The organism is Pediococcus pentosaceus (genome assembly GCF_001437285.1).
In the GTDB taxonomy this organism is placed as follows: domain Bacteria; phylum Bacillota; class Bacilli; order Lactobacillales; family Lactobacillaceae; genus Pediococcus; species Pediococcus pentosaceus.
Genome location: NZ_JQBF01000003.1, coordinates 233,813 through 246,981 on the forward strand (window position 1 = coordinate 233,813; position 13,169 = coordinate 246,981).

Annotated in this window: 12 protein-coding genes and 1 other annotated feature (1 of these 13 cut by a window edge); all 12 genes read left to right on the forward strand. The window is 36.4% G+C overall.

Translation table 11 applies throughout. From position 1 onward, the window contains the following. Positions 1 to 189, forward strand: a binding site (T-box leader); it begins 42 nt to the left of the window's first position. Positions 190 to 373: 184 nt separating this feature from the next. The 12 genes from IV86_RS04660 (at position 374) to rny (ending at position 13,080) form a co-directional block, all read left to right on the forward strand. Further along, the gene (locus IV86_RS04660) at positions 374 to 1,024 is read left to right on the forward strand and encodes an amino acid ABC transporter permease (RefSeq protein WP_002833717.1); all 651 of its coding nucleotides are present in this window, start codon (positions 374 to 376) and stop codon (positions 1,022 to 1,024) included. Between the two features lie 14 nt (positions 1,025 to 1,038). Next, positions 1,039 to 1,674, forward strand: a complete 636-nt coding sequence (locus IV86_RS04665) for an amino acid ABC transporter ATP-binding protein (RefSeq protein WP_002833718.1) — start codon at positions 1,039 to 1,041, stop codon at positions 1,672 to 1,674. Further along, the gene (locus IV86_RS04670) at positions 1,675 to 2,496 is read left to right on the forward strand and encodes an amino acid ABC transporter substrate-binding protein (RefSeq protein WP_023440581.1); all 822 of its coding nucleotides are present in this window, start codon (positions 1,675 to 1,677) and stop codon (positions 2,494 to 2,496) included. Positions 2,497 to 2,576: 80 nt separating this feature from the next. Continuing rightward, complete coding sequence (gene cls, locus IV86_RS04675) at positions 2,577 to 4,004, forward strand: cardiolipin synthase (protein WP_056979390.1); 1,428 nt, start codon at positions 2,577 to 2,579, stop codon at positions 4,002 to 4,004. 67 nt (positions 4,005 to 4,071) lie between these two features. Continuing rightward, positions 4,072 to 5,325, forward strand: coding sequence for an EF-P 5-aminopentanol modification-associated protein YfmF (gene yfmF, locus IV86_RS04680; RefSeq protein WP_056979391.1), 1,254 nt, complete (start codon positions 4,072 to 4,074; stop codon positions 5,323 to 5,325). Positions 5,326 to 5,330: 5 nt separating this feature from the next. Continuing rightward, positions 5,331 to 6,623, forward strand: a complete 1,293-nt coding sequence (yfmH, locus tag IV86_RS04685; protein WP_002833722.1) for an EF-P 5-aminopentanol modification-associated protein YfmH — start codon at positions 5,331 to 5,333, stop codon at positions 6,621 to 6,623. Further along, entirely contained in the window at positions 6,620 to 7,345 is a 726-nt protein-coding gene (ymfI, locus tag IV86_RS04690; protein ID WP_002833724.1) for an elongation factor P 5-aminopentanone reductase, read from the forward strand. Before yfmH ends, ymfI begins: the two co-directional genes overlap by 4 nt. A gap of 45 nt (positions 7,346 to 7,390) precedes the next feature. Next, entirely contained in the window at positions 7,391 to 8,260 is an 870-nt protein-coding gene (locus IV86_RS04695; RefSeq protein WP_002833725.1) for a helix-turn-helix domain-containing protein, read from the forward strand. 12 nt (positions 8,261 to 8,272) lie between these two features. Further along, positions 8,273 to 8,854, forward strand: a complete 582-nt coding sequence (gene pgsA / locus IV86_RS04700) for a CDP-diacylglycerol--glycerol-3-phosphate 3-phosphatidyltransferase (protein WP_002833726.1) — start codon at positions 8,273 to 8,275, stop codon at positions 8,852 to 8,854. 108 nt (positions 8,855 to 8,962) lie between these two features. After that, positions 8,963 to 10,204, forward strand: coding sequence for a competence/damage-inducible protein A (locus IV86_RS04705; protein WP_002833727.1), 1,242 nt, complete (start codon positions 8,963 to 8,965; stop codon positions 10,202 to 10,204). Positions 10,205 to 10,293: 89 nt separating this feature from the next. Then, on the forward strand, positions 10,294 to 11,352 hold the full coding sequence (gene recA / locus IV86_RS04710) for a recombinase RecA (RefSeq protein WP_002833728.1): 1,059 nt from the start codon (positions 10,294 to 10,296) through the stop codon (positions 11,350 to 11,352). Between the two features lie 168 nt (positions 11,353 to 11,520). Further along, positions 11,521 to 13,080, forward strand: coding sequence for a ribonuclease Y (rny, locus tag IV86_RS04715; protein ID WP_011673585.1), 1,560 nt, complete (start codon positions 11,521 to 11,523; stop codon positions 13,078 to 13,080). The last annotated feature ends 89 nt before the right edge of the window (positions 13,081 to 13,169 follow it).

The following is a 13,169-nucleotide window of genomic DNA, read 5'->3' on the forward strand; positions in this document are numbered from 1 at the left end:
AAGCGAGCCGTGGACAGTGGAAGCATGGTCAAGACCATAAATGAAACACATCTGTAAGTTGATAACTTGAACAATTAATTAGAGTTATCCGGTAATTCCGTTATCATTTAAGTTAATTAACTTTCTGAGGTTGGTTGCGTGAGCAATCAACAAACTTGAGGTGGAACCGCGATTGAACTCGTCCTCTTAGGCTTTTGGCCTAAGAGGATTTTTTTATGGGTTGGGTGGTGTGCTACTAAAGAAGGTTAACTAACTTTCTGAGGTTATTTATGTGAGTAAATAACGAATCAGGGGTGGAACCACGATTGAACTCGTCCTCTTAGGCTTTTTAACGCCTAAGAGGATTTTTTATTTATTGAAAAGGGGAATAGCGATGTTTAACATTAATTATATTTCAGAAATTATACCATCTTTGTTAAGTGGGGCATCAATGACATTACAGGTTTTCTGTTGGACAATTGTGGGGTCATTAATTCTTGGTGTTTTTCTAGCGTTGGGGTTAGTATCAAAATTTAAACCATTCCAAGCAATTATAAGTGCGTATGTGTGGTTAATGCGTGGTACTCCATTACTTTTGCAATTAATTTTTATTTTTTACGGATTACCAACTGTGGGAATTGTATTTCCACGCTACGAAGCTGCTTTACTAGCTTTTATCCTAAACTATGCAGCCTATTTTGCAGAAATTTTTCGGGGAGGATTACAATCCGTTGATAAAGGTCAATATGAGGCGGGACGGGTACTTCAGATGACCTATTGGCAAACAACTAAGAAAGTAATTTTGCCTCAGGTCGCTAAAATTGTTCTCCCATCAATCGGAAATGAAGTTATCAACCTTGTTAAAGATTCGTCATTAGTTTATGTGATTGGAATTGGTGACTTACTACGTGCAGGAAATGTAGCAGCGGCTCGTGATGTGACTTTGGTTCCATTTATCTTAGTCGGTATTATGTACCTAATATTGACAGGGATATGTACATTCCTGTTACGTAAAGTCGAAAAACACTATTCATATTTTAAATAGGGAGGGATTAGGTTATGTTAGAGCTTAAAAATGTTGTTAAAAGTTTCAACGGTAAAACTATTATCAATAATTTGAACTTAAAAATTCAAGATGGGAAAATATTAACTATTGTTGGTCCTTCAGGAGCGGGTAAAACAACCCTTTTACGTTGTATTAGCGGGTTAGAAAAAATTGATTCAGGTGAATTTCTTTTAGATGGGCAACCGTTTGATCCATATGAAAGTCGAGACAATGAAAGTGTAATCGGAGTTGTTTTTCAAGATTTTCAATTATTTCCTAACTTATCAGTAATCGATAACATCACGCTGGCTCCAATCAATGTTTTACATCAAAAAGAAACGGAAGCTAAAGAACGCGTGCAAAACATTATTGAACGCCTTGATTTAACTAAATTTGTAGAACAATATCCATATCAACTATCCGGTGGGCAAAAACAACGAGTAGCGATTGCAAGAGCGTTAGCGATGAACCCTAGTATTCTTTGCTACGATGAACCAACTTCAGCGTTAGATCCTGAACTTCGAAATGAAGTTAGTAAATTAATCTTAGACTTGAAGGAAAATGGTATTACACAAGTAATTATTACGCATGATATTGAATTTGCAGATAAAGTTGCTGATGATACTTTAACAGTGAAGCCGGTGGATTAAATGAAAAAAGAATTGAAATTATTTCTTGTGATGGCTTTGGGACTATTAATTATTCCAGTTCTAGGAGGTTGTGGCAATTCAAAGAAAACCACGAGGGCCGAACCTAGTAGTTGGGAAACTATTCAAAAAAATAAAAAAGTCGTAATTGGCTTAGATGATAGTTTTGTACCAATGGGATTTCGAGAAAAAAATGGGCAGCTTGCTGGATACGATATTGATTTAGCTAGAGCAGTTTTTAGACAATATGGAATTAAAGTTGATTTTCAAACAATTGATTGGTCAATGAACGTAACTGAATTGCGCAATCAAACGATTGATTTGATTTGGAATGGATTAACAATCACTGATGAACGTCAAAAAGCGTTGACGCTAAGTGAGCCTTATCTAACTAATCAACAAATTATAGTAGTAAAGAAAAGTAGCGGGATTACCAAGTTAGCAGATCTGAAAAATAAAAGTGTTGGTGCACAAAGTGGGTCATCGGGGGCACAAGATATTGATGACCATCCCCAAATTTTAAAGAATCGGATTAAAAACCACGACCCTATTTTGTATGATAGTTTCAATAACGCGTTTATTGATTTGAATGCTAACCGTATCCAAGGGTTACTAATTGATAGTGTGTATGCTAATTACTATATTAAGCATATGTCGAATTCAAGTGATTATCGGATTATAAAGAGTAATATGCCCAGTGAACAATTTGCAGTTGGAATTAAAAAAGGCAACACTGAAGTTAAACAAAAAATTGATCAGGGAATTAATCAATTAAGGGCCAATGGAGAATTAAAACGTATCAATCAAAAGTGGTTTGGAAAATAATCTGAACCTTAAGACCGAAAATTTAGTTATTTTCGGTCTTTTTGATACACTGGAGAAAAGAATGGCGGAGGAAGATCATTTTGGTTCTTATTGAGATTGTTTTTTACCTAATCAATATTATCATCGCGTTAACGATCGCATTAATGGAAAAGCGAGATATTTCTGCAGCATGGGCTTGGTTATTTGTAATGCTATTGCTTCCTGGAATTGGGTTTATAATTTATCTATTTTTTGGCTGGAAGTTAAATCAAAGGCAAATATTTGATTTGAAAGCTCAAAAAAGACTCGGAATTAGCGATATGGCTGAATATCAAAAGCGTAATCCTAAAAACAAACCGACCTTGGATACCAATCTTGAAAATGACTTGGTTCAGATGTTTTTAAACACGGATAATGCAATTTTAACGACTAAAAATGATTTAAAGATTTTTACAGATGGTCATGAAAAATTTAACAACTTGTTTGAAGATTTAAAAAAGGCTAAACACCATATCAATATCGAATATTTTACAATCTATGATGATCAGTTAGGCAAAAAATTACGTAAAATTTTGGTTCAAAAAGCGCGTGAAGGTGTCCAAGTAAGGGTGTTGTACGATTTATTTGGATCAAAAGGATCCAAGCAAAAATTTTTTAAAGAATTAATTCAGGCTGGTGGCGAAGTCACGCCATTTATGAAATCTAAACTAGGCTATTATAGTTTTAGAATTAATTTTCGAAATCATCGAAAAATTGTGGTGATTGATGGATCGGTTGGATACATTGGTGGTTTTAACATTGGTGACCAATATTTAGGACGTAATAAGCGCTTTGGAAACTGGCGTGATACGCACTTAAGGTTAGAGGGTTCCGTGGTATTGCAATTGCAAAGTCGTTTTTTCATGGATTGGAATGCATCCGCTAAGCGTCAAAAAGTTCAATTTAGCTTAGATTATTTTCCACAAAGTAACGTTCAAAATAATATTCCAATGCAGATTGTTAGTAGTGGACCTGAGAATGATGTTCAAAAAATCAAACAGGGTTATATTAAAATGATTATGGGGGCTAAACATTCCATTTGGATTGAAACGCCATACTTTATCCCTGATGATGCCCTAATGGAAGCTTTGTTAATCGCTATTCGTTCAGGCATCGAAGTGCGGATTGTAATTCCACAAATGCCTGATCATCCCTTCGTCTACCGGGCTACAGAGTATTATGTACAACAATTGTTAAAAGCTGGCGCGCGTATCTATTCATATCAAAATGGGTTCATGCATGCTAAGACGATTGTGGTCGATAATATGATTACAAGTGTAGGTTCAGCAAATTGGGATATTCGTTCTTTTAAATTAAATTTTGAAGCAAATGCATTTATGTATGATCCTAAAGTGGCTGAACAAATAATCGTTACAATTAAAAATGATTTAAAGGATGCGCGTGAATTGGATGAAGAATATTTCAAGCAACAATCTTCGTGGAAAAAATTCCGTCAATTGGCTAGTCGTTTGATTTCACCAATTCTTTAATTAACATTGAAAAGTGTGCGAAATTTCGCTAACATTAATCGCATGTGAAAAAGTAGGAGGCATCATATTGGATGTTCAAAATCAGTCTGGGATTCAGACTTTAGTTTTACCAAGTAAAAAATTTAAAACTGTGCGCATTGACGTACATTTTTTGAAATACGCAACGATTAAAGATTTAGCCCAACGCTCTTTAATTGCTAATATTTTAGATACAAGTACTAAAAAGTATCCAGATCAAGTTCGGTTTACGCATGCTCTATCGGAAATGTTTGGCGCTAGCTTTGGTGGAGGTGCTGCTAAAAAAGGTAATATGCATGATGTGGCTTTCTCAATGGTAGTTGCTAATGATAAATATATAAAGCACCAAAACTTAATTCAAGATGCGATTCGCTTTTTGAATGAAGTGATTGTTCATCCACTAGCAGATGGTAAGCAATTTGATGAAGAAACATTCCAACGTCAAAAGCAAAATATGTTAAATTATGTTAAATCGGCAACAGAAGATAAGCAGTATTGGTCCGCACAACAATTACGTAAACTAACTTTCGGTCAGACCGTGGTACAAGGTATTCCAAGCTATGGATTAGTAGAAGATTTAGAGAACCTAAAAAATGCAGAAACCTACCGAGCTTATTTGGATATGCTTAAAAATGATTTAGTGCATATTAGTGTTTCAGGGGACGTCAATCAAGAAGAGATTGAGGAAGATTTAAAGATTTTTGAATTAGATGAACGCCAATTTGATTTAAAACCTTTAATTACACATTTCGATGCACGGGAGAAAGCTATTGTTAAGGCTGAACATCAAGATGTACGCCAAGCACGCTTAAACTTATCTTTCAATATTCCGGCTGATATGACTGGAAAGAACTTTTTTACGGCAGTCGTATTTAATACTTTATTCGGCGGATCACCACAATCTAAGTTGTTTGTTAACGTGCGCGAAAAAGCCAGCTTGGCCTACTATGCTAGTTCGAGTTTAGATTTATATGACGGAATCTTAAATATCCAGACAGGTATTAATGGCGGGAACCATGATGCTGCAATGCAAATTATTCAACAACAACTCCAAGACATGCAAAATGGGCTCTTTACTGAAAGCGAACTTGCTAACATTAAAAAAGGACTACAATCAGATTATCTTTCGGGGATGGACTTGCAAAGAACCGCACATCGGCGTGGATTAAATAATTATCTGTTAAATCGGCATTGGTCGACGGAAGAATGGCTAACCCAGATTAATGCAGTGTCTAAAAAGGATATTGAACAATTAGCTCAGCAAATTAAAATTCGAGCTGAATATTTCTTGAGTGGAGAATAATTTGAATGAATAAAAAAGTATATCAAGCGTTCAATGAATGCTTATTTTCAACCGTTCTTTCCAACGGTTTAAAAGTTAATATTTTACCCAAAACTGGATTTAAAAAAACATACGCCGTTTTAACTACTGATTTTGGATCAATGGATCGAGCATTCACTTTAGATGGTGAAAAAATTCAGATTCCCGCCGGCACGGCACATTTTTTAGAACATAAACTTTTTGAAAAGGCGGAATACGATGCATTTGAATTGTTCACTAATAACGGAGCAGATTCCAATGCATTTACAAGCTATACCAAGACTAGTTATCTATTTTCTTCAACGACTGGATTACAAGAGAATTTAGATATTTTATTAGATTTTGTTCAACAGCCATATTTTTCGGAGAAATCAGTTGCTAAAGAACAAGGAATTATTGGACAAGAAATTCAGATGTATAATGACGATTTTGATTGGCAATTATACATGGGGATTTTAAAGAATCTCTTCCCCAATCAATCCATTAGTGACGACATTGCCGGAACCGTGGAATCAATTGCTAAAATTACTCCGGAGTTGTTGTACAAAGTACATAAAGTATTTTACCGTCCCGAAAATATGAATTTATTTGTTACTGGGAACCTAGATCCGGATCAGATCCTTCAATGGATTAAGGATAATCAGCAACGAAAAGAGTTTGCAAAAGTTAACTTTGAAATTCCTACTCCAGAATCCGATGATGATGAGATTATCGAAAATCGTGCATTATTGACTAAGGTTGAACGTCCTAAAGTTATGTTAGGAGTTAAAAATGCTAAAGCATTGCCTCAACCTGGTATTGAACGTCTAAGATTCATTATTACGCTTGATTTGGCGTTATATTTAATCTTAAGTTCATCTTCTAGATTATATTTAGAATTGTATGATGAAGGGCTTTTGGACGACACTTTTGGATACGATTTAAATAGTGAAAGAGAAGCCTTGTTCCTAACTTTGGGCGGTGACACCAACCATCCTACTGAATTGATACAAGCCTTAAAAGATATTTTGACAACTGGTTTAATGAAGTCGGATGCGCTCCTCAAAGATTTCGAGCTAGCTAAAAAAGAAATGTATGGAAGAAGTATTACTAGGATGAATTCTTTGGAAGCTATTGCTAATTCATTTGAAGGTGAAAACTATGGAAATACGACAATTTTTGATGAAGCAATGCTTTATCAAGATATCTCTTTAGACGAAGTAATTAATACTTTCGATACCTTTATGAAAAATGTTGTTATTAGTACGTTTAAAATGGATAGTGAGCAGGCGAAGAAATGAAATTTGCATTAATTTGTGGAGCAAGTGGCAATATCGGAACAGCGATTAGTAAAGATTTGGCTCAAAAGGGATGGTCACTTTACTTACATTATTATCAAAATGAGGCAACAACTAATCAATTAGCCAATGAGTTACGGGCAGAATATCCTCAGCAAGATTTTTTAACCATTCAAGCGAATTTCAGAAGCGAAGACGCTGCTCAAAAAATTAGCAAAAATATTTTTGGGTTGAATGCCGTGGTTTTTGCTCAAGGAACGACAATCTATCAATTGTTTGATTGTTTTAGTGCCCAACAGTTGGAAAATTTGTGGCAAGAACAGTTAAAAACACCCATGTTAGTTATTCAAAAGGTAATTAAAAAAATAAGCAACGCTGAAAATGGAAGAATTGTTTTTATTGGTTCAATCTATGGAGCAGTAGGCAGTTCAATGGAGGTACCTTATAGTGCTATTAAGGGGGGGATTAGTAGTTTTGTAAATGCCTACTCTAAAGAAGTTGCTTCACTAGGAGTTACTGTTAATGCTGTTGCACCAGGGGCAGTTGCCACTAAGATGAACGATGAATTTAATCAAACAGAAATTGAAGCAGTTAATGAAGAAATACCGGTGGGACGTTTCGGTGATCCATCAGAGATCAGTCATATAGTTCAATCAATTATGGATGAACGGGCCTCTTACCTAACTGGTCAAACGATTTATGTTGATGGTGGATGGAAAAAATAATGATATACTTATCTTTGATTTAGAAATAAGTTGGGCGGTATACTTATGAGCACTAGAAAATACAAGGAAATTGGTGAGCGTCTGCAAGATGCTCGTATAAAAAAAGGGTGGACGATTGAAGAAGTTCAATTTAAACTGCAAATTTCAAAACGATATTTAATGGCGTTAGAAGCTGGTGAAAATGATGATTTACCAGGTGATTATTATACACAATCACTGATCAAGCAATACGCCAATCTACTTGAAATTGACCTTGGCAGTCGCAACCTAAAAAGTGAACCGAATAGTATCAAAGAATGGCGTCGTGCGCATGCTGAGATATCAAGTCGTAGTCAAAAAGAAGCACAACAACGAAAATCAGTTTTGCAAGGATTAATCCGGCAACATCCATGGTTGATGGGAATTGTATTGGTGGTTGTTATTTGGCTTTTAGTTTGGGGAGCTTTCAATGACATGGCTGGACATACTAAATCTACGTTCAAGGTACCAAATCAGGTCAAGGTGGTTGATACAACTAAAGGGACATCTACCAAGAAACATGGTCAGTCGAAGGCAAGCTCTTCCAAGAAGGAAAGTGCTAGTTCAAAGAACTCGAAGGCTACACTTAAAAAAATTAACAATAGCTCCGATAATTTAGAGGTAACGTTGGCTGCAGGAAGCCAGCATGCTAACTTAAAGATGCAGATGGGTCAAAGATCTTGGAATGCATTGACGGTAACTCAGCCTAAAGCAGAAACTACTTGGCAAGGACTGCTAGAAGCAAACGCTAGCAAAACAATTGAATTGAAAAAAGGTTACACTTATGCGCTTAAAATTGGCGCCTCAACTGGGTTTACGGGAACGATTGCCGGAAAAGAAATACCTAAATCAACTACCAATTCGGTGGTTCGAAATATAACAATTGAAGTAAAATAAGAGGGAGTATCAATGAATTTACCTAATAAATTAACTATTTTTAGAATAATTTTAATTCCAATTTTTATCATACTTACAGTCATGCCAGAAGTTGGTGGAAGTGTAGTTTGGTTGGGAACAAGTATTGCAGTTACCAAGATTTGGGGGGCACTTGTTTTTGCAATTGCATCTATTACCGATTTTTTAGATGGACAGATTGCTAGACGTCAACATTTAGTTACCAATTTTGGTAAATTTGCTGATCCAATTGCAGATAAAATGTTAGTAATGACTGCTTTTATTGTCTTAGTAGAAATGAAGATGGTTCCAGCTTGGATTGCCGCTATCATCGTTTGTCGTGAGTTAGCTATTAGTGGATTGCGCTTAATCATTGTGGAAAATGATGGTGAGGTGCTAGCAGCTGAAATGCCTGGAAAAATCAAAACATTCTCGCAAATGTTCGCGATTATTTTCTTGCTTTTGAATAACATTTTCTCAAGTTTCTTACATTTCGGTCTAGGTACAGTATTATTATATGTCTGCTTATTCTTTACTGTTTATTCAGGAATCGATTATTTTTATAAGAATCGGGCCATTTTTTCTGATTCATTCTAGTAATATAAAGGACTATAGCGAAATTTATGATTTTGTTATGGACCTTTTTTTAATACAAAAAAATAAAAACGAGTAAAATTACATATATAAGCATTGAGGAGGAAAAAAATGAACGCTGAAATTATTTCAGTTGGTACAGAAATTTTGTTAGGAGAAATCGTCGATACTAACGCCGTTTATCTGAGCCAGCTTTTTGCTAAATTAGGGATTGATGTTTTCAACAAAATAACTGTTGGAGATAACGAAAAAAACATCATGGATGCCTTAGAAGTCGCTTCGAAGAGAAGTGATTTAGTGGTTACGATCGGCGGATTAGGTCCAACAGAGGACGATATCACTAAGCAATCCTTGGCTAAATTTGTCGGAAAAAACTTAAAACACGATCCCGAGGTGCTACAACAAATTACAGACTATTTTAAAAAACAAAATCGGCCATTAACTAAAAATAATGAACGTCAGGCTTTATTACTGGATGGGGCTAAACCAATTCATAATCCTAATGGATTAGCCCTGGGTATTTTTTATCACACAGAGCAAACCGATTATATTGTTTTGCCTGGACCGCCTTCGGAATTCGAACCTATGGTGGATGAAAAGGTACTTCCGCTACTAAGCCAGCAATATGGTTTGGAGAAAACAATTCAATCTAAAACTCTGCATTTTGTTGGAATCGGTGAGGCAGATTTAGCTGCTCGAGTAGATGAGATTGTTCGTAATCAAAGCAATCCTACTATCGCCCTTTACTTTAAACCAACCGATGTGACAATTCGATTGACTGCCAAAGCTAATTCTAAGCTAGCTGCTGAGGAAATTTTAAATCATACTAAAAAGCAACTACTAGATCGAGTTGGAGAATTCTTTTATGCAGAAGGTGACAGAGTTTCTTTCACCGATTTTGTCGTTAATCAATTGATTAAACGCAATATTTCATTAACAGCGGCAGAAAGTTTGACGGGGGGAGCTTTTGAAAGTACGGTTGTAGAAACTTCTGGAGCAGCAACCATTTTTCCGGGAGGATTTGTAACATATGCTGATGAGGTCAAAAGTAAGTTGATAGGGGTTCAACCAGCGACGATTGAAGAAAACACGGTTGTAAGTCGGCAAGTAGCGGAAGAGATGGCTAGAGGGGCTCAAAAGACGTTAGATACGGATATAGCGGTTAGTTTTACTGGAGTAGCTGGACCAGGGGCCTTAGAACATCACCAACCCGGAAACGTATGGATTGGTTTAGCTAAACGTGATGGGTCAATAGTCACTAAAGAATTTAATTTTGTTGGTAACCGTGAAAAGATTCGGCACCTAGCCGTGATGAACGGATTTAGAATGATATGGGAAAATGTTATTAAATAAAACATTCGAACTTTTGTTCGCTTTTTTGTTGATTTTTATAAAATAACTATGTATCATACTAGTATAGAGAAACCCTAGGAGGTTATTAATTGGCAGACGAAAGACAAGAAGCTTTAAATAAAGCACTTAAAAAAATTGAAAAAAACTTTGGTAAAGGATCTATTATGCGAATGGGGGATGCGGTTGATACGCAAATTTCAACGATTCCCAGTGGTTCTTTAGCATTAGACGATGCACTAGGAGTTGGCGGTTTTCCTAAGGGAAGAATCGTCGAAATTTATGGGCCTGAAAGTTCTGGTAAGACAACTGTAGCTTTACATGCAGTTGCTGAAGTGCAAAAACGTGGGGGAACTGCTGCATATATTGATGCTGAAAACGCGATGGATCCTGCATATGCAACTAATTTGGGCGTTGATATCGATTCACTCTTACTTTCACAACCAGACACTGGTGAAGAAGGATTAGCTATTGCCGATGCTTTGGTATCAAGTGGTGCTATTGACTTGGTCGTTATTGATTCCGTTGCAGCCTTAGTTCCACGTGCTGAAATTGATGGAGAGATGGGGGATGCTCATGTTGGCCTCCAAGCTCGGATGATGTCACAAGCACTTCGTAAATTATCTGGTTCGATTAACAAAACTAAGACGATTGCGTTATTCATTAACCAAATACGTGAAAAAGTCGGAATTATGTTTGGTAATCCAGAAACAACCCCTGGTGGACGGGCTTTAAAATTCTATGCAACAATCCGTTTAGAAGTACGCCGTGCAGAACAAATTAAAGATGGTGCCGACGTTATTGGTAACCGTGTTCGTATTAAAGTGGTAAAAAATAAGGTTGCTCCTCCATTCAAAAAGGCTGAAGTCGATATTATGTATGGTCATGGAATTTCGCAAACTGGTGAGATGATTGATATGGCTGTTGAAAAAGATTTGGTTGGTAAGAGTGGTTCATGGTATTCATACGGAGACGAACGCATTGGACAGGGTCGTGAGAATGCTAAGAAGTACATTGATGAACATCCAGACGTTCGTGCAGAAATTCTTGGTAAAGTTCGTGAAGCGTATGGTATGGTAGCTGATCCTACGAGTGAAGTTAAAAAAGAAAGTTCCAAAAAATCTTCAACTGATGATTCAGATTTAGCTTAAATACTACTAAAAGATTCAAGAAACTTTTCTTGAATCTTTTTTGATAGGTTTCAAACTAAATGATTCATTGACACTCTTATACCTAAATATTAAAATGATAATAAGTGTGAAAATCAAATAACATCATTCAAGAGATATAACTATGGTCTTGATGATTTGGAGGCAAAGATGATAATTTTATATATTATCCTCGCAATCATCGCTATAGTTGTTGGCTATTGTGCAGGATTCTTTATGCACAAACGGCTCATTGAAAAGCAAACTGCAAATGCCAGTAATTCGGCAGATGTAATTGTTGAAAATGCAAGAAAGCAAGCAGAAACGGAACGTCGTGAAAAGCTTCTAGAAGCCAAGGACGAGAGTCATCGCTATCGGGCGAAGGTGGAAAAAGAATTAAAAGAGCGACGGGCTGAGCTTCAAAAGCAAGAAGATCGTTTACTTCAGAGAGAAGATTCTCTTGATCGTAAGGATAATTCCTTCGAAAAGAGAGAGAATAGCCTAGAACGAAAAGAACAGAAACTTGCTCTAGACCAAAAGCATATCGATGAGCAACAACAAAAAGCATCATCACTCGTTGAAGAACGACAACAAGAACTTGAGCGAGTTTCTAATCTAACTCAAGAAGATGCAAAGAACTTAATTATTTCCGAAACAGAAGCTAAGTTGGAAAAGGAAAGAGCGTTAATAATCAAGGAAGGTCTTGAAGACGCTGAAGCAGAAGCAGATCAGACTGCCAGAAAACTTATCGCTGAAGCTATTCAACGCAGTGCGGCTGATATGGCATCTGAAACCACAATTACGGTGGTTTCGTTGCCTAATGACGATATGAAGGGTAGAATTATCGGACGTGAAGGCCGTAATATTCGAAACTTCCAAAATGTCACGGGAGTAGACTTGATCATTGATGACACTCCTGAAGCCGTGGTATTGAGTAGCTTTGACCCAATTCGTCGCGAAATTGCTCGAATTGCCTTAGACAAACTGATTCAAGATGGTCGGATTCATCCTGCTCGAATTGAGGAAATGGTTGAAAAAGCTAAAAAAGAAATGGATGACAATATTCGTAAGACTGGTGAACAAGCGGTCTTTGATTTGGGAATTCATTCTATGAACCCGGAACTAATTAAGTTAATTGGACAATTAAAATATCGGACGAGTTATGGTCAAAATGTTTTAAACCATTCAATTGAAGTTGCTAATTTAGCAGGTGTTTTAGCTGCTGAATTAGGTGAAGATGTTACTGTAGCAAAACGCGCAGGATTATTACACGATATTGGTAAAGCAGTACAACATGAAACTGATACTTCGCACGCTCAACTTGGAGTTGAGTTGGCTAAGAAGTATAAAGAAAGTGCAACGGTAATTAATGCAATTGCCGCTCATCACGATGGTGTTGAAGCACAGCATGTTATCTCCGTATTGGTTGCTGCAGCTAACTCGATTTCAGCAGCACGACCAGGAGCACGGAGTGATACACTACAAAGTTATATTCATCGTTTAGAAAAACTAGAACAGATTTCTAATAATTTTGATGGAGTAAAGAAAAGTTACGCAATTCAAGCTGGACGTGAAGTTCGCGTTATCGTTAAACCTAATAAGATTAACGATTTGAAGGCAGTTATGTTGACTCACAATATTCGTAAGGCGATTGAAAAAGAGCTCGAATATGCTGGAAAAGTTAAAGTAACGGTTGTACGTGAAGTTCGAGCAGTTGATTATGCTAAGTAAAGGAGAGTTGGACTAGCGGTCCGCTCTTTTTTTGTTATATGTTAGAATATCCATTGTTAATGTATTTTTTACGTATTTAAAAATATGAG